This window comes from Cetobacterium sp., assembly GCF_051653945.1.
Taxonomy (GTDB): domain Bacteria; phylum Fusobacteriota; class Fusobacteriia; order Fusobacteriales; family Fusobacteriaceae; genus Cetobacterium_A.
In genome coordinates this window covers 1-18,030 of record NZ_JBOFXD010000016.1, presented here as the reverse complement: position 1 = coordinate 18,030, position 18,030 = coordinate 1, and the positions used below count along the sequence as shown (strand labels likewise).

The window sequence follows — 18,030 nt, the reverse complement described above, 5'->3', positions numbered from 1 at the left end:
ATTTCCCTTTTGAATACTATTAAATTCAACTATGCCTAATGCCTTCATCTCTACTCCTTTCATTATTTTTAGGGAGTGACTAATATGTCACTCCCTAATATTTTTCTACTTTGCTTCTTTTGGTAAAATTGCCTCTACATCTGAGTGTGGTCTTGGAATTACGTGAACAGATATTAACTCTCCAATTCTATCTGCTGCCGCTGCTCCAGCATCTGTTGCCGCTTTTACAGCTCCAACGTCTCCTCTAACTAAAACACTCACAAGTCCTCCTCCAACAATCTCTTTTCCTATTAAAGTTACGTTTGCTGCTTTCACCATTGCGTCTGCTGCCTCTATCGCTGCTACTAATCCTCTTGTTTCTACCATTCCTAATGCATTTAAAGTTGCCATAAATATCCTCTCCTTTTCTATTTTTTAGTTTTATCTCTTCTATTCACTACTGGTTTTGCTTCTACTTCATCTACTACTATAACTTCATTTTCTTCTGGAAGCTCTACAATTATCTCTTCCTCTACTATCTCTTCTACTGGAACCTCTTTTTTTTCTAACATATTGTATACTTCTTCAGTTGGTCTTGGAATTACATGACTTCCCATATAAACTCCTAATCTCTTAACTGCTTCAGCTGCCGCTTCTACGGCAACTTTTACAGCTCCAACATCACCAACTATTTCAACTGTGACTATTCCACTTTTTACAAAATGTCTATTTAGCACCTGTACATCTGCCGTCTTACACGCCACATCTACAGCCTCTATCGCTCCAACCATTCCTCTTGTTTCAATCATTCCTAATGCTTTCATAATTTAAACAACTCCTTTTAGAACTTTAATGGATTCTGAGCAACATATTTTACAGCATCAGCAAAAGCATCACATGCTGCTTTACATGCTGATTGACTTCCTGTTAAAAGTCCTCCTCCAAAGTTAGTTTCTGATGGTGGTCCAAAGAAAGCTGCTAACCTTACATCTGCTGCTTTTAATGCCACATCAAGTGCATACATAGCTTCTAAAGGTGGTGCTATTACATATGCTAAAGCTTCTCCCTCTGGTACTCCTGCAGTTTTTGATAGATAAGTTCCTGTTCTTGAAACACAGTGAGCGTAGTATGCAATTGTATCATCGTCATTAGCACTATAGAAACACGCTTCATTTTCTATAAAGTCTACTATTGCATTTAATCCACTTTTTACTTCAGCAGGTGTAGGTCCAGCTATTATTCCAATAACTTCTCCAGCTAATTTTGTATTTGCATTTGCTGCTCCACCATAAAATGATCTACCATAAACTACTTCAACTTCTGACATTTTTGTTGCATAATCTAATGCTGTATATGTTACATCATCACAATCTGCTGTAACTATTCCAATACTTTTATACCCTTTTGGAAGTTTGAACTCTTCCGCCATTTTATCATCTACATTTGGTATTAGCTTAACTGCTAAAACACTTGGTTTTATAGGATCGTTTGTCATTTTTTCCTCCTTATAATTTTAAATCTTGTCCGCTTGCTTTAGCGTCTAATATTTTCTTAATTATATGTGCCACATGTGCTCCTGCTTCCACTGCTGGAGTTCCTTTTTCATGTATGTTTGATACAACTGTTCTCTTAGCTTCTGGTATTCCTACATAACCTTTATATGTTATATATGCACTCATACTTTCTGCAGTTGCCAGTCCTGGTCTTTCTCCGATTAATACACAAGTTACTGTTGCACCAAGTGTTTCAGCTACGTCGTCTGAAGCAGCAACTCTTCCATATTTCAAGAAAAATGGTGTTCCTGTATCTATTCCATAAGCTTTTAATCCATTTAATAGTGCTGGAAGTATATTTTCAACGTTAGCTTCTACCGCTGTTGAACTAAGACCATCTGAAACATAAACTTGAACTATCGGATTTTGCTTACATCTCTCTTTTAAAACCTTTACAGCTTCATCTGATAATCTTCTTCCTAAATCTGGTCTTGTTATATACTCATCTTTAGAGTTACATCTTGTTTGAACTGTAAACAGGTTATTTTTAGCTAACACTTCATCTGAAACATCAGTAAATACAGCATCTTGAGCTGAAGCATGGTCAGCTCTAAATCTTAACATTGTTGATGTTGTATATCTTGTTCCAGCTCTTCCAATTCCAACTCTAGCTGGTGTTTTTCTTTTATACTTTAATAACTCCTCTCTATTTTTGGGATTCACCACATCTATAACTTCTCTTAAATCAATTTTAGTTATATCCTCTACCTCTTCCAAATTAGAAAGTGTTTTTTCAACTCTCTCTTTTACTTTTTCTAAAGCCTTTCCCTCTCCATCCATCTCTTTTAAAACTTGTGATATTATATCTTTCAACTCTTTTTCAGAAATCATTATTCTCTCCTCCTATAAAAATAGTGATGCATCTCCTGCAAGATTAGTTAAATTTCCATCCTCATCTCTGATACCTACTTTTTCTAGCCACTCCTCAAACTCTTTTATAGGTTTAACATTTAATGTTTCTCTTAAAGTTTGAATATCATGATATCCTGTAGTTTGGTAGTTTAACATAATATCATCTCCAGCTGGAACTCCCATAAAATAGTTACATCCAGCTGCTGTTAATAAAACAGCTAAGTTTTCAATATCGTTTTGATCTGCCTTCATATGGTTTGTATAACAAACGTCAACTCCCATAGATAATCCATGAAGTTTTCCCATAAAGTGATCTTCTAATCCAGCTCTTGTAACTTGCTTACTATCATAAAGGTACTCTGGACCTATAAATCCAACTACGGTATTAACTATAAATGGATCGTACTTTTTAGCAAATCCATAACATCTTGCTTCCATTGTCAATTGATCTACACCATTATGTCCATCTGAAGAGAGTTCAGACCCTTGTCCTGTTTCAAAATACATTACGTTTGGCCCTGCTGCTGTTCCATGAGTTAGAGCTAGTTGTCTTGCTTCCTCTATCATATCTCCTGTTATTCCAAAAGCCTCATTTGATTTTTGTGATCCAGCTATACTTTGGAATATTAAATCTGTAGGAGCTCCTTTTCTTATAGCTTCCATTTGAGTAGTTACGTGAGCTAGTACACATATTTGTGTTGGTATATTAAATTTTTTCTTTATCTCATTAAATCTTTGTAAAACTCTAACAACACTATCTACAGTATCATCAACTGGGTTTAATCCTATTAAAGCATCTCCAACTCCATAGCTTAACCCTTCTAGTAGCGAAATCATTATTCCATCTGGATCATCTGTTGTGTGGTTAGGTTGCAGTCTAGCTGCTAAAATTCCTTTTCCTCCAATTGTTGTGTTACAATGTTTTTTTACTTGAATTTTACTCGCCGCTCTAATTAAATCTAAATTTGACATTAATTTTGTAACTGCTGATATCATCTCTGAAGTTAATCCTCTTCTTATCCACTGAATCTCTCTATCTCCATTTTCAGTAGCTAGTAACCACTCTCTTAGTTCACCAACAGTCCATTCTTTTATCTCTTCATATACCTTTAAGTTTAGAGCGTCTATTATAATTCTTGTAACCTCATCTTGATCATAAGGAACTGCAGGGTTCTCTTTAAACTCTTTAAGTTTTATATTAGATAATACCTCTTTTGCTGCCACTCTTTCCTTTGTACTTCTTGCTGCTATTCCAGCTAACTCATCACCTGATTTTTCTTCATTTGCTTTAGCCATAACATCATATAAATTTTCAAATACATAGTCTTGGCCAAAAAGTCTTGTGTGTAATCTCATCAAACTCACCCCAATCTATTTTTTTTATTTAATAACTTAAAACTAATGTCTTTACAATTACTGGTAACACACTTCCACTTCCAAGAGGAAGCCCAATATCTACAAAGTCACCATCATTAACTTTTATACTGTCTATACAAACTATTGGAATCCTATTTTCAGATTCTAATATTAAGCACTGTCCTAAAACTTTTCCTATGTCCTCCTCTACTATAATCACTAGTCTTTTAAATCTTTTCATCACCTCGTAAATATTTTTAGACACCTCTTGTATATCTTTATATTTAAGTCCTTTTCTACCACTTAATCCAATAGCTACATCTTGATATCCATCATCTGCTTTAAACCATTCTAATTTTTTTTCTAAAACTTTTACTAAATCTTTATAATCAAAATTTTTATCTGCATCATTTATTTTCAATATAGGAAGATTTTTTATTGGAAGAACCTCTTTAGCATAACTTATTGTACTTCCACTTATTTCAGTTGTATGAGAACCTGCTCCTACAACTGTAGCTCTTATAGTTTCTCCCAATCTCACCATATTTATTTTTTCTTTTTCAAATTTTCTTTTTATACAAACTCCTAAAAGTGGACCGATATCATCATATATATAATAATCTTTCCTTTCAGGTTCAGTGTAAATAAAATCAGCTACACCTCCTGAGAAACTAATAAATTCACCTTTCAACAGAGTTCTATAGTCTTTGTCTGTTATAAATAATCTATAATCTTCACTTTTAGGTTGAATATTTCTCACTGCTTCTAAAAGAATTTCAGCTATTTTATCACATAAAATTTCCAAATCTCTTTCACTAGCTACCTCTCCAACTTTTAAGCTTCTTAAATTCAATCTTTCAATAAGCTTTTCATATTTTTTAAAGATATATGCTATTTTTAAACTATTTTTTTCAAATTTTATTAATCTACCACCTATATCTATACAAGTTGTGTCTTCAACTTCGCCCTTATCAAATAAAGAGATATTTGTCGTTCCACCACCTATATCCAAATTATAGATACTTGTATTATTCTCCTCTGAAAACTTCATAGCTCCTGAACCTTTTCCAGATATTATACTTTCTAAATCTGGCCCTGCTGTTGCTACAACAAAATCTCCAGCCATTCCACTTAAAGCTTTTAGCACCTCTCTAGCATTACTTTTTCTAGCTGTTTCCCCTGTTATTATCACGGCTCCAGTACTTATCTTTTCTCTAGGAATTTTAGAGGCTTCATACTCATCTTTTAATATTTTTTTTAGAGCTTCTATATCAATCTCGTAGGAATTTAGAAGTGGTGTTGTGTAGATTTTACTTCTATAAAAGATCTCTTTATCCACAATTTTTATTTGAGGAACTCTTGCTCCAGAAGATAGATTTTCTAAAGTTATTTTCGAAAAAACTAACTGAGTTGTAGATGTTCCAATATCAATTCCCACACTTATAATCTCTTCCTTCACTAAATTTACCTCCTAATTAGAACAAAAAAAGCTAAAGAGATATAGTTAATCACTATATTCTTTAGCTTCTTTGCTATTTTAAAATATACAACCTTGTATATTTAATATTCATTTTTTATTTCAAACTTAACTGTTGTTCCTTTTCCTACTTCACTACTAATCTCAAAACTACCTTTTAATTGCTCTTTTATTATTTTTTCCACTATCATTAGTCCCAAACCAGAAGATGATATCTTTTCTTGAGGAATTCCGACCCCATTGTCAGAAATTATAATTCTTGAAAAAAAATGATCTTTCTGAATAAATATTTTTACTTTTCCAGCTACATCATCTGGAAAAGCATAGTCTACTATGTTTTGGATAATCTCATTTATAACTAAAGCAATGGCTGTAGCTTTCTCAGATGAGATATTGAAGTTATCTCCAATAATAGTAAACTCTATTTTTTCTTTTTTGTCAATAGTTTTTGTCGAATAATTTTTGTATATTAAGTCAACTATTTCTCTGATATTAAGATTATCGAATCCTTTTTCGGACAAAACCTCATGTGTTATGGCTATACTTAAAATCCGACTGATAGTTTCATCTAAGATTTTTTTAACCTCTCTATTTTTAGCTCTTCTACTTTGAATCCTTAATAAACTAGCAATTGTTTGTAAATTATTTTTTACTCTGTGGTGTATCTCTTTTATCGCCACAGATTTTAAAATTATCTCTTGCTCTTTACTTTTCTCTTGGGTTATATCTCTAACTATCATAATCACATTTTGCCTTTTTTTATTTTCTAAAGTTGCGAAATAACTAACTGATAAAACCATATCCAATATACTTATCTCAACTACATCTATCTTTTTATTTTGTAATATATTATTGAACTCTACGCTGTTGATAACTATATTTTGAAATGTTTCACCTACAATACTTTTTCCAAATCCCATTTTTTCATAAATAGATTTAGCTACTCCATTGGCATAAGTTACAGTTTCATTGTTATTAAATATAACTATTCCATCTTTTATAAGCTCTGGTATTGTATATCTACTTTCTAAAAAGTTACTCATTAACTCCTCTGGAGTTTCTACATCTCCTATTTTTAAAAGAGTTTTCTTTTTATCAGAATGCTCTAATATCAAAACACCAATAATTTCATTACTCTCATTTTTTATAGCAATTACATTTTGTAAAACTGTTTCTCCCTCTTGAGTTATAGCTTTATAATTTTTAGATGGCATTCCAGTTTGTAGAGTTCTCAAAACAGCTGGTTCGTTTTTATAAAGAGCTACTTCCCCAGCTATATTCTTAGAGTACATACTTCTTGTTTCAGGTTTTGAATGATGCACAACTAAGGCTTTCTCTCCATCTTTTGTCGGACAATCTATAAATGTATCTACACCTAAAACGTTACTTAAAATTATAGCTGTTTCCTCTAATTTTTGTATTTTATCTATATCTTGGGTAGTTAGAGTAGCACACATTTTACAATAGGTTTTTATCATAAAAGTTCTCCAGTGGTATTTATAATTTCAGATAGCTGACAAATTGAGATTCTTTTTTCCATGCTTATCTTTCTTATTTTTGTATATGCTTCATCTTCAGTTAAAGAGTATTTATACATCAATATCCCCTTAGCTTTCTCTAACATCTTTCGCTCTTTTAGTTTTCTCTCACTTATCTCTAAAGCATTTTTCAGCTTTATTTTTTCACTATAATTTTTATATAAAAGATCCATCTGTGACAGAAGAATCTTTTCATCCAATGGTTTTATTAAATATCCTGATACATCATACTCTGTAGCCTCTTTTATATAGTTCTCTACACTGTAAGCTGTTAGCATAATTATACAATTTTTATACTCCTTCTCTTTTAAAATTTTTGCTACATTTGTCCCTAAAAGAAAAGGCATCTTTAAATCTAAAAGCAAAATATCTGGTGTATGTTTTAGTGCTAATTTAACAGCTTCTAATCCATCCTTTGCTTCTCCTAAAACATCATATTCATTTTCTTTTAACATCTCTACAAGATCCATTCTTATTAATGAATCATCCTCTGCTACAACAACGGTTTTTCTCATTAGCTCACCCCAAAACAGTTTTTAAGCACTCCACTCCCTCTAAACTTTTCAAGTCTAAATGAAAGATCTTTTCAACTCCTGCACTCTCTAATATATCTTCGGCATCTTTATAATTTTCCTCTAAATCAATTTTAGTTATGACACCCAAGACTTTTTTTCCTAGAAACATACTTGCAAAATTTGGTGGATATAGATTATCTTCATCTGTTGCTGATTGAATTAATATTATAATGTCTGCATCTATAGAAACAACATTTAAAGCTTTATAGTATACTTTATTTTCTAAATATTCTCCTGGTGTATCAATTATCTCTCCAATGTAATCTACCATCTGTGTTTTTTTATACTCAACTTTTTGGTTATTTAAAACTTGAGTCAATGTTGTTTTTCCACTTCCTGTTTTTCCTATCAACATTATTTTCATATCTTAAGACCTCGAGATATTTGTAATTGAAAAATTCAAAGATGTTTTTAAGTAGTTCATAATTGCTTCTAATGAACTTTCTATACTTGAAACATCTCCTGTTATGACTAAAGTTCCACTAAACCTATCTAAAAATCCTATTTCAATAGCTCCTGATTTAGTTGCAATATCTGCTGCTATTATTGCCGCTTCTCCTGGAGTTATTGTCAATATTCCTATAGCATTTTTATTCTCCACACTTAGCCCCATTTTTTTATAAATGTCTAAATTTGGATGAGCTATTAGATGTGCTAACGTCACTTGTTTACCTGGTACATACTCCTGAATCATTCTAACTTTTTCCATAGTTATACCTCTTTTGTTTTTATTTTACTTCATTTGTTTATAATTAAATCATAGATATTGATTTTTTTCAAGAATAAAAAAATTGCAACCTCTATAAAGTTGCAATCCATATAGTTTTATAAACTCCAAACATAGCTTTTACAAGCTCTATTCATAATATGCTGTGAATATAACCCTTGTACCTTTCAAGTCATAGGTTTGACTTTTAGATGTATCCCAGACATATTTATACTCCACTTCCAGCTCTCCAGTGGAGTTATACTTTTTCATACCCTCTTGAATACTCAGTCCTCCTATACTTTTACTCAGTCCTCTGCTTATATTCATATTTCCCGTTCCCTTTACTTTCAATACATGACCTGATACAACTCCTGTAGTCCCTTGAATTAAAACTCCAAAATCAATTGTATCCATATTTGATTCAATAGTTATTGGATCTTTTATTTCATATTTTACAGATGGACGAAAATAACTTATTTCACTACATTCAAGAGTTGTCATTAAAAGCATAAAAGTTATTATTTTTATCATTTTTTCTCCTATCTATAAATTGCAGTTATTGTTACCAATTTCCAACTGTCACTCTCTACATAATCAGTTTTTTTTTCAAAACTCATTGCGAATTTTGAACTATCTATCTCTTGAACTATATCAATATTTAGATATTGATTCTCTTCAACTTTAAGCTCCACATCTTCATGGTTAAAGGTTAAATGAACTTCATTTTTATCCTCTAAAATCACAACTTCTTCTATTGTTTTTACAACCTCATTCTCCACTAAAATCTCATCTATCCCTTTAAACTCTATAACCTTACCCTTAATTGCAAGAGATTCTTTTGAGAGAAGTTTTTTAGAGTTCGTATTTTGATACACGGAATAGGATAGTATTCCGTATATCATATACATAAAAAGAATCTGTTTTTTATTCATCATTTATCAATTCCTCCTCTTTTTTTAAAAGAATAAAATCATCTAACTGATGAACACCTGTATCATTATCTGAAGATTTTATAATAACTGTTTGATTCTCTTTTTCAAAATAATAATTTTTATCAGTAATTTCTAATTCGATCTCATAGCTACCATCAACTAATCCATCACAAATAAAAAATCCATCAAATTCAGGCTTCAACCTTTTTACTTCAGTATTATTTTTCTTTAAAATTAAAACTACTTTATTATAAATAAATGGAAGTTGAGCATCATCTATCTCATCATTTTTCAACAAGATATTTCCACTTATAGATGTTGTATTTTGTAGTGGAACATCTATAGTCATTCCTGTTGAAGACACTAATTTATAGTATGTTGTTTCATCATAATGTAAAAGTGGATCTATATATGTCCTATCAATCTTTAATGTAAATAGCGTACCAGATGAAATGTTTTCTATAAAATAGTCCCCATTTTCATCTGTAGTTGCTTTTTTACCTTGAATAATAACATCTATTCCATCTAAAGCCACATCAGACTCATCATACTTTCCATTCCCGTTTAAATCTTCAAAGACTTTACCTTTTACCCATGAATTTGTAATGTTTTTCATTTTACTATCTCTTTGTAACTCTTCTAAGATTATAGTTTTTTTGACTTTAGTCCCTAACTTCTTTTGGTTTTTGTCGTTTCCTGAGAACAGAATTTCAGCTGAAGTAAATGGTAATCCAAACTCTTCTAAATACATTGTAAATGAGAGCTCTGATAAAAATCTATCTCTACTTTTTTCTGAATAAATAAAGTTTACAGAAAAATCCATTTTTTTCGAACTGTAGTAGCTTGAGTTTCTTTTTATAAATTTCAAACTATATTTGTCCTCTTCTAACTCCCAGTTATGATTAAACTTATATTCAACACTTGAAGTTACGTTTAAAATATCAAATCCACCAATACCCAATTGATATTTGAATTTATGTTTATTTCTTAAAGAGTTATCTGTATACTCTTGAAAAGTGTAGTCTAAACCATTGGATAAATACTTGTAGTTGTAACCAAGACCTGTTGTATAGTTATTGTATTTATCTCCTTTATAGGATTCAACTCCATAACCAATTCCATAAGTCATCTTTCTAATACCTTTTTTTAAATTCAATTGATAAATTTCATCTTTTTTTTCCTGTTCAGCTATTCTTTTACTATAATTTTCAAATACTCCCTCTAATCTCAAACTATAGATATTTTGTCCAAACTCCAAAATTAAACTTCCATCATCTCTATCTAAATCATGGTACCAATTTCCACTTATCCAAAATGGAAACTGCACAGGAGGAGAGTTATAGATAAAACCATATAAATTTTCTTTATATTTTTCATCCTCTCTATCAGATGTAAGGTTATAGTGCCCTAACTCCAATGTTAAGTTATTAGTAACTCCATACTTTAGAGTTCCTAAAAAGTTTTCCTCCCCCTTTTCCCTCACTTTTCCACTTTGAATTGAGTAGCTCCACTTATTTTTAGCTACAGTCTTATTATTCATAAGAAGAGATAAATCTTTTTGGATATAACTTCCGTTACCATCATAAATTCTTATATAGTACCTATCTGTTAAGGATAATAAATTTATTCCTTCAAATATATATCTTTGATTCGTAACTGTTTGATAATCTATTAAAATCTCGTTTCTGTATAACTCTACAACAGATCCATCAGGAGCATAACCTTCAAATACATTTCCTTCTCTTTCTGTTAAATCATATCTATCTGATGAATCTAATATACTAATACCGTTTAGATTATTGTCCACATTATAAATTGTTGGAGTTCTTAAATAAAAACTTCCAATAACTAAATCTTTTTCGTTAAATAAATTATTGTATCTTAAAGATGCCGTGTTTAACTTGGCTTTTGTCTCTTCAGACCTTTTATTAAAAATTGTAAAATCTCCCTGAAACTCTCCATAAAGAAGTTGAGATGAATACTCAAAACTTACACTATTTGTATCTCCTTTTGAAAAATCAGTTTGTTCATATTGAATTTGAACTACTCCAGGTGTTATTAATTTTTTATTTGTTTTGTATTCCTCTTTATTTTTTTCCAATTGTGTGTTTTTTAATATATTTTTTCTTTTTATCTCCTGCTCATAACGAATGTCTAAGGGCAATTTAAATCCCAATTTGATAACTATATTTAACATATTTAAATCAAACTCTGTACTTTTAACTGGGATTATCTCATTTAAACTATTTAAATTAACATAGATATCTCCATCTTCTACAAAAGCCACACTTTCGTTAAAGCTCCAATTAACTTTCTCTTTATTTGGAAGTTCACCTGTTACCTGTAATTTTTTTAAATCAACCTCTAGCTCAGTTAGTTCTAAAACATAGAAAAGTGTTTTTAACCCTAAGTACCCCTCTTCCTTTACTTCGTCTATATATAGTGGAAAGAACTCCTCTTTGAGATTACCTACTTTTAAATCCATATTTCCATCAATAATATTTTCTCTCTCTACTGAAAAGGTTGAAAGAGAAAAAATCATATAAAGTAAAAGTAAATATCTCATTTATACTCCACTTTCAAAGGAGATCTAAATCTTTCTTTCCCTTTTTTAGATTTAGCTTTTTCCAGCACATATAAATTTCCTGTAATCTCAATATCTAGCTCTCCGTTTTTATCTAAAAATAAATTTTTAGATGTCAGTAAGAAAATATCTCCTATATATACATCATCTGCAACTTCGTAATAGTCATCAAGGGTTACTTTTATTTCTGAATAAGGTTTTCCTTTTATATTTAAAATTAAGTTTTCAATCGGTCGAACTTTCTTTAAGCTAGTTGTTTTTATCACTGTTGAAAAATTAAATCCTTGTTTTTCTGTTATTATCAAAGATTCATGAGAAAATACTAAAATATTTATTAAAAAAAGGAACATCATTATTTTTAATCTCATTTTCTCTCCTTGAAAAAAAGGAGGATTTCTCCCCCCTTTAAAGTTTATATTATTGGTACGTTGCTGTTAATGTTAAAGTTGTATTTAATTCTTCTCCTGTATTTTTTGGAGTATATACTAAAACCATGTCAACATCTTTTCCAACTTCAGTTAATTTTATTGCGTCAGATGGTACCCCGCTTATAGTAACATTAGCACCAGCACCATTAATATCTTCAATTATCGCTGTTAATTTAACATCACTATTTGGTTCTCCTGTAACTTTAAATGGAACATTAGCTGTTGAATATTTTCCAATCACTACAGTTCCAAACTGCACTTCAGTTGTCTCTGTTTCTATTTTAACGGCCTTCACAGCTTTTCCTTGTAAAGTTATCTCTTTTACTGATTTCATATCTGTGTTTTCAGTATTAACATTACCTCCAATAGTCCCGCTCACAGGTGTTGCTAATAATGATGTACTCGCTAAAATCATTCCTAAACAAATTAATTTTTTCATATTTCCCTCCATGTTTAATTGGTATTTATTTTATCTTTATACTTTCTTTATAAAGTTGCTGCCCTTTGCTTGTTAAAATAACCTCTATAGATTGTGCCTTCTGATTTACCAGCTCACCCTTTATAGTTCCTATTTTGTCTTTTAAAACTCTACCACCTCTTATTTTAGACTCCTCTATAACTTTCCCTTTTCCGTCTAAATATTTAACTAAAACCTCTGGTTTTATGCTGTAGTTACTTTTGTTAGCAAGTGTCATAACTAATTCAACCTTGCTATTATTTTTATTTTCAAACTTTATATTTGATACTGTAATTCCACTATAATCAACTTTACCTTTAGTTCCATAAACTGTTAAACCATGTCTTCCAGCCAATGTTAAAGTTGTTTTCCCGTCAACTACTTCTGGTAACTCCTCAATAAATATTAGACCTTTATACTCTCCATTTGTAATGTCCTTAGGTGGTCTTACTGAAAACTTTACTCTTCTTTCCGATTGAGCATCTAAACTCAATGTTCTTGGAAAAACTCTAATCCAATCTCCTAGATAATCCTTCTCATCTGTTTCTTGTTCTTTTCCTGTGTAAACTTTTAATCTTATTGGTTCATTAGAATTGTTAACCACAATTATCTCTTCTGTAACAGGTCTATCTAGAGATACGTCAAAAACTCCAGGAGCAACTGATGTTCTAAAAAAACCAAATGCTGTAAAAGATAACATTGTAAAAATAATTAAACAATTTAAAATTTTTTTCATTTTTTCTCCTTAATCATACGTAGCTGTAAATACAATTATATCTTCAAGTTCTGTTCCATGATCCAGATTATTTAAAGTGTCATTATTATAAGAAATCTTAAAGTTTTTCTCATCCTCACCATTAAACTTTTGGATTTTGTACAATCCTTTTTCATTACCTGAATATGTCACATCTTTTAAAGTTATATTTTTTTTACTATACTCCTCTTTTAACTCAAAAGATATCAATTTACTGACCTCTTTATTGCTACCTTTTATATAGTTTTCTAGTAAAATCTCGTTTGTTTCAACTCCATCAACTTTCACTACCAGAGATGCATTAGCAACAACCTTTCCTGTTATTTTTATCTCTGCTGTAGATTGGTTTATGTTTGAACTTGTAATTTGAAATAACATTAAGTAAAACGAAATTATAATACAAACCCTTTTCATGATTGCTCCTTACCTAAATAGTTATAAGTCAAACTTACTATTAATAAAAAATTATAATAAAATACTTTTTTAGTATACTATATTTTTTTACAAAACACAAATTTTTTTTAATTTTTTTAAACACAAAGGAATATAAGTTTCAAATTTTGAAACTTGTATAATAATAATTATTATTTTATTGACACAAACTTGGTTATATGATATACTTTTGTTAGTGAAAGATGTCGCGGGATAGAGCAGTTGGCAGCTCGTCGGGCTCATAACCCGAAGGTCGTTGGTTCGAGTCCAGCTCCCGCCACCAAATTATATTATATACGCTTCTAACTGTCAGTTTTGGCAGTTTTTTTATTTTTTGTAACTTGTTGACTAACAATTAATTTTCCATAAAAAAAAGGTGCAATTCAAAACTAAACGAACTTGCACCTTTTTAATTTTTATGAGAACTGAGCATCACATAATCCACAACCTGAGCAAGCATGCCCATTGTAAGAGAATGCAATTTTCTGAGCTCTCTGTTTTCTTCTTAACTCTGTCGTATGTCCATCCCCTTCTCCATTAACATGATATTTTAACATTTCAACTAAATTATCCATACATGAAGATAACCCTTTTATCGGAGCTCCTGAACACATATTATCATCTAAAAGAGCGATAACTTTATCTACTTCCATTCCAGGAAGTAACTTAGAGATTGCATTTAGATTCCCTGGACATCCTTTAACCGCAGAAAATGATGCTATTTTCCCATCCTTAACTTCTACAGTCATCTCTTTAGAGCAAGCTCCATAAGGTACCTCTGTAAACTTAACATCTTTTTTTACCTCTGCATTAGCAAAAGTACTTACCATTAAAACTCCCGCTAATAAAAATAGATTTCTTTTCATAATTTTCTCCCCCTTGTTTTCTTATACTACAATAAATTAATAAGTAACGAAGTTAAAATAAGCATAAAGGCCCCACCTATTCTAGATGAAATTTGAGCAAAAGGCATAAGTTCCATTCTATCTGCTCCAGATAAAACAGCAACATCTCCAGTTCCACCCATATTTGCCATACAAAGTCCTCCAGTTATTGAAGCTTCTACCATATAGAATCCTAAAAAATGACCCATAATTGCTGTTCCTATAACCGCCCCTATAACCGTAGTCAAAACTAGAATTAAATAAGTTATTGTAAATGCATCTATAACCTGAGCTAAACTAGTATAAGCAATTCCTATTCCCACCAAAAGAGCTGACGTAAAATTTTTCGCTATAAACTGATACCATTTAGCTGCATAGTTTTCATATTTTTTATCCATTATATTTAGAGCTTTAACTACTGCAACTGAAATTATCATTAATGCATAAGCATGCATTGGAACAAATTTAGATAGAATACTACCAAAAATAAAAAATGATAAAGCTATTACCATACCACTTCCTAACTCTTTTAAATCTAAGAGTTTCTCCTCTTTTTCTTCATCAATATTATTTTCAAAGTTTTTTAATAACTTACCTTGGCCACTTATTCGTGGATATTTTTTACCAAGCTTATTTAAAAAAGCTCCCATTACTATTGCTACCGCATTTCCTAAAGCTACTGCAGGTACCATAACCGATAAAAGATCTGTTGGATTTTGATTTAATGCTTGTCCAAAAATTTGTGATAATGGCACAGCACCAGCACCCATTCCTCCACCCATAATTGGTATTGCTATATAGAAAATCGATTTTGTAAATCCATATCCTAAAAGTGAACCCACAGCTCCAGTTAATATTATAGATAGAAACACTCCACCTATAATTACTGGTAAATATCTAATTGCTGCTTTTATTAAAAGCTTTCTATTCATTCCAAGAATACTTCCTACAATCAATGCAGCTATATAAAAATCTAAAAAACCTCCACCTTTCATGAAACTCTCTACTGTTGAAAATATATCTTTTGGAAAAATATTATAATAAACTAATGCCGCTGATCCAAAAATTGTAATTATAGGGCCTCCACCTAAATAATCTTTTACAATTGGCATTTTATTTCCCACATAATCTAATATTGCACCAAAAGTCATCATAAAAGCAAAAGCACCAATCATCCCTTTTGGTAGAGCATTTGTATACGCTGCTACTAAAATAATTACAAAAATCGGTATAAAGTATTTCAATTCAAGTTCTAAAAAAGTTATTTTTTTTACATTATCCACATCTCTTAATAAAACTGCCTCTTGATTATTCATAAATACCCCTCCTATAACAATCTTAATATAGCTATATAGCTCATTATTTTCAATATGTCAAATTAAAAGTCATAATTTTCACTCAATTTGTAATACATTTTATATATACCCCTTCTATACTATTTATATAGCTTTATACAGTATTTTTTTTGCTCCTTAACTCTAATTAGGTCAATCTCAAACGAACGCCTTAAATCTTATTTAATAACGTCATTTTTCTGTACTTTTGTTTTTAAAATAGTAACTTTATATATTTGTACTATTTTTTAAGTTTTTTATAACATTAAATCCATATTTTAAGTACTTTAATCTCAATTTCATCCCTCTCTTTTTAATTTCAATAAAAAAAAATTGCAGATTTTACTCTGCAATCTCCCTATTTTACAATGATTCTTCCCTCTAATTTAGGATTTAATATTTTTATTTTTTTTACATAATCAATAAAAATATCTGAATCAATATTTTTTTCTGAATCTATCTCCACTACTCCCACAGTATTTTTTAACATTTGAAATCCATCTCCTCCATTTTTTATATATAATGGAAGAGCAACTGTATAAACATTTTCCAATTGAATAGGTTTATCATTTACTGTAACGTTGTTTACCCTAGACCCTACTTCATTTTGAGGATTGTAACTATACTTCAATCCCGCAACCTGTAAAAATCTTCCAGCCTTCTTATCTACACTACTAACTCCGTGCTCCAATGCTTCTACTATAGTTTTTCCACTATACTTAAAAGCTCCAACTTTATTTGAAAATGGAAGGATTGATATTGCATCTCTTAATCTAAAATCTCCAGATTCTATATTTGCTCTAATACCTCCACCATTCATAAATGCAACCTCTGTATTAAAATGATTTTTGTAAGCATCTGCTATCAGGTTCCCCACATTACTTTCCTCATATCTAGCGTGATGATTCTCCCCAAATCCTGAATCTAGTTTTACACTGTTTTTTGCAATAACTGTTCCTAGATCTCTATCTAATTTCTCTTTATAAAACTCTTCTAATTTTAACATCTCCTTATCTGAAGGAACAGAGCTGTCAACTGGTAAAAATTCTAAGCTTTGTTTTATTTTTCCATCTTTATTTTTAAATATATCAACTTTTACAATAGAGCCCATATTTCCTTGTGGAGAAACAATTGGCTTTTCTCCTACATATGTCACAAAATTATATTTTTCAGATTTTTCTTCTGCTAATACTACATTTATTTCTGGATATTTTTCTAAAATCTCTATATTAAGTTCAGGTTCTGATTGAGTTAAAAGAACTATAAAATCCACTTTTTCTTTTTTTAGTTTTTCTAAATTTTCTCCAATACTTTTTATTATATCCTCTTGATAGATTTCAGTTGTTTGAATTGTTGTATCCATTCCATCAGTAGTTCCTAAAAAACCAACTTTAAAATCTCCTATAGTTTTTACAATATACTCTTTAGAATTATTAAAAGGCTTTCCTGAACTCTCTTTCAAGTTACTACTTATCCATTGAAACTTAGATTTATTAACTAAGTTTCTAGCTTCAGTTACTCCAAAATCAAACTCATGTTGTCCAAAATTTGAAATATCTATAGGCATTTTATTAAAAGCTTCAATCATTGGAAAGCCATGATAAACAGCTCCAAATAAAACTCCTCCTCCTAAATCTCCACCTTGAAGTACTACAGTATTTTTATTTTCTTTTTTAATAAAGTCAACTATAGTTTTAGCTCTAGCAACTCCCCCTCTCTCCCCATGTTTATCTATAACTGGATAAATCACATGAGAGTCATTAAAATATAGCAAAGTCGCCTTTTCTTGAGCAACAACCAATGACGAAACAAGTAAAAAACTAAGTAATAATTTTTTCAAAATACACCCTCCAATAAAATAATTAAATTTAAATCTGAAGTATTATATCACATATTCCAACCAGAAAGCAAAAAGCTGTAGATTTCTCCACAGCTTTAACTATTAACTACACCTTCACTATCTATATTCTCTTCAATTTCACTTTCAATAGCTACATCTTTCCCGCTAAAAGCCATCCCTATTTTTATAAATTTTGATACTCCATTGTTCTTCATAGATATATCGTATCTCTTTTCATTTATTTGAACCAAGGCTTCTTTCGCTTTCTCTTCAATAGTGTTCTTATCTCCTACTTTAAACTCAAATATAAGACCGTAATTTTTCTTATCTTTAGGCTCTAAAGCTA

21 protein-coding genes and 1 tRNA gene are annotated in these 18,030 nt (G+C 30.5%); 1 reads left to right on the top strand and 21 read right to left on the bottom strand.

Going from position 1 to position 18,030, the window contains the following annotated elements:
- Window positions 1-105: 105 nt before the first annotated feature.
- The 17 genes from eutM to ACRC8M_RS01775 all read right to left on the bottom strand — a co-directional run bounded on the left by eutM (window position 106) and on the right by ACRC8M_RS01775 (window position 13,608).
- Window positions 106-390, bottom strand: a complete 285-nt coding sequence (gene eutM / locus ACRC8M_RS01855) for an ethanolamine utilization microcompartment protein EutM (RefSeq protein ID WP_023050577.1) — start codon at window positions 388-390, stop codon at window positions 106-108.
- Between the two features lie 17 nt (window positions 391-407).
- On the bottom strand, window positions 408-803 hold the full coding sequence (locus ACRC8M_RS01850) for a BMC domain-containing protein (RefSeq protein ID WP_438527574.1): 396 nt from the start codon (window positions 801-803) through the stop codon (window positions 408-410).
- A 17-nt stretch (window positions 804-820) separates the two neighbouring features.
- A complete protein-coding gene (eutL, locus tag ACRC8M_RS01845) occupies window positions 821-1,474 on the bottom strand; it encodes an ethanolamine utilization microcompartment protein EutL (protein ID WP_438527572.1) in 654 nt (217 codons plus the stop codon).
- 10 nt (window positions 1,475-1,484) lie between these two features.
- Window positions 1,485-2,363, bottom strand: coding sequence for an ethanolamine ammonia-lyase subunit EutC (gene eutC / locus ACRC8M_RS01840; RefSeq protein ID WP_438527571.1), 879 nt, complete (start codon window positions 2,361-2,363; stop codon window positions 1,485-1,487).
- 12 nt (window positions 2,364-2,375) lie between these two features.
- A complete protein-coding gene (locus ACRC8M_RS01835) occupies window positions 2,376-3,740 on the bottom strand; it encodes an ethanolamine ammonia-lyase subunit EutB (RefSeq protein WP_438527570.1) in 1,365 nt (454 codons plus the stop codon).
- Between the two features lie 28 nt (window positions 3,741-3,768).
- Window positions 3,769-5,199 carry an ethanolamine ammonia-lyase reactivating factor EutA gene (gene eutA, locus ACRC8M_RS01830; RefSeq protein ID WP_438527569.1) on the bottom strand — a complete coding sequence of 477 codons (1,431 nt, stop codon included), beginning with the start codon at window positions 5,197-5,199 and terminating at the stop codon, window positions 3,769-3,771.
- 101 nt (window positions 5,200-5,300) lie between these two features.
- Window positions 5,301-6,695 (bottom strand): histidine kinase N-terminal domain-containing protein, encoded by a 1,395-nt coding sequence (locus tag ACRC8M_RS01825; protein ID WP_438527568.1) that lies wholly within the window; start codon window positions 6,693-6,695, stop codon window positions 5,301-5,303.
- Window positions 6,692-7,270, bottom strand: coding sequence for an ANTAR domain-containing response regulator (locus tag ACRC8M_RS01820; RefSeq protein WP_438527567.1), 579 nt, complete (start codon window positions 7,268-7,270; stop codon window positions 6,692-6,694). The genes ACRC8M_RS01825 and ACRC8M_RS01820 overlap by 4 nt, the downstream gene beginning before the upstream one ends.
- A gap of 4 nt (window positions 7,271-7,274) precedes the next feature.
- Window positions 7,275-7,694 (bottom strand): EutP/PduV family microcompartment system protein, encoded by a 420-nt coding sequence (locus tag ACRC8M_RS01815; RefSeq protein ID WP_438527566.1) that lies wholly within the window; start codon window positions 7,692-7,694, stop codon window positions 7,275-7,277.
- Between the two features lie 3 nt (window positions 7,695-7,697).
- Window positions 7,698-8,039: an ethanolamine utilization microcompartment protein EutS gene (gene eutS / locus ACRC8M_RS01810; RefSeq protein ID WP_438527565.1), complete on the bottom strand. Its 342-nt coding sequence runs from the start codon at window positions 8,037-8,039 to the stop codon at window positions 7,698-7,700.
- 147 nt (window positions 8,040-8,186) lie between these two features.
- Entirely contained in the window at window positions 8,187-8,570 is a 384-nt protein-coding gene (locus ACRC8M_RS01805; RefSeq protein ID WP_438527564.1) for a hypothetical protein, read from the bottom strand.
- An 8-nt stretch (window positions 8,571-8,578) separates the two neighbouring features.
- A complete protein-coding gene (locus ACRC8M_RS01800; protein ID WP_438527563.1) occupies window positions 8,579-8,974 on the bottom strand; it encodes a hypothetical protein in 396 nt (131 codons plus the stop codon).
- Window positions 8,964-11,537 (bottom strand): hypothetical protein, encoded by a 2,574-nt coding sequence (locus tag ACRC8M_RS01795; protein ID WP_438527562.1) that lies wholly within the window; start codon window positions 11,535-11,537, stop codon window positions 8,964-8,966. The genes ACRC8M_RS01800 and ACRC8M_RS01795 overlap by 11 nt, the downstream gene beginning before the upstream one ends.
- Complete coding sequence (locus ACRC8M_RS01790; protein WP_438527561.1) at window positions 11,534-11,923, bottom strand: hypothetical protein; 390 nt, start codon at window positions 11,921-11,923, stop codon at window positions 11,534-11,536. The genes ACRC8M_RS01795 and ACRC8M_RS01790 overlap by 4 nt, the downstream gene beginning before the upstream one ends.
- 49 nt (window positions 11,924-11,972) lie before the next feature.
- Window positions 11,973-12,422 (bottom strand): hypothetical protein, encoded by a 450-nt coding sequence (locus ACRC8M_RS01785; protein ID WP_438527560.1) that lies wholly within the window; start codon window positions 12,420-12,422, stop codon window positions 11,973-11,975.
- A 25-nt stretch (window positions 12,423-12,447) separates the two neighbouring features.
- The gene (locus ACRC8M_RS01780) at window positions 12,448-13,176 is read right to left on the bottom strand and encodes a fimbrial biogenesis chaperone (protein WP_438527559.1); all 729 of its coding nucleotides are present in this window, start codon (window positions 13,174-13,176) and stop codon (window positions 12,448-12,450) included.
- A gap of 9 nt (window positions 13,177-13,185) precedes the next feature.
- Window positions 13,186-13,608 carry a hypothetical protein gene (locus ACRC8M_RS01775; protein ID WP_438527558.1) on the bottom strand — a complete coding sequence of 141 codons (423 nt, stop codon included), beginning with the start codon at window positions 13,606-13,608 and terminating at the stop codon, window positions 13,186-13,188.
- 225 nt (window positions 13,609-13,833) lie between these two features.
- On the opposite strand from ACRC8M_RS01775, the gene ACRC8M_RS01770 reads away from it, so the two are divergent.
- Window positions 13,834-13,909 (top strand) — tRNA-Met (locus tag ACRC8M_RS01770).
- A 133-nt stretch (window positions 13,910-14,042) separates the two neighbouring features.
- Here the strand turns inward: ACRC8M_RS01770 and ACRC8M_RS01765 are convergent.
- From ACRC8M_RS01765 to ACRC8M_RS01750, 4 genes are all read right to left on the bottom strand, one after another.
- Window positions 14,043-14,492 (bottom strand): TSCPD domain-containing protein, encoded by a 450-nt coding sequence (locus tag ACRC8M_RS01765; protein ID WP_438527557.1) that lies wholly within the window; start codon window positions 14,490-14,492, stop codon window positions 14,043-14,045.
- 26 nt (window positions 14,493-14,518) lie between these two features.
- The gene (locus ACRC8M_RS01760) at window positions 14,519-15,826 is read right to left on the bottom strand and encodes a 2-hydroxycarboxylate transporter family protein (protein ID WP_438527556.1); all 1,308 of its coding nucleotides are present in this window, start codon (window positions 15,824-15,826) and stop codon (window positions 14,519-14,521) included.
- Between the two features lie 376 nt (window positions 15,827-16,202).
- Window positions 16,203-17,684: a bifunctional metallophosphatase/5'-nucleotidase gene (locus ACRC8M_RS01755; protein ID WP_438527555.1), complete on the bottom strand. Its 1,482-nt coding sequence runs from the start codon at window positions 17,682-17,684 to the stop codon at window positions 16,203-16,205.
- A 95-nt stretch (window positions 17,685-17,779) separates the two neighbouring features.
- Window positions 17,780-18,030: PD-(D/E)XK nuclease domain-containing protein (locus ACRC8M_RS01750; RefSeq protein WP_438527554.1), on the bottom strand; the 251-nt coding region annotated here is incomplete at its 5' end.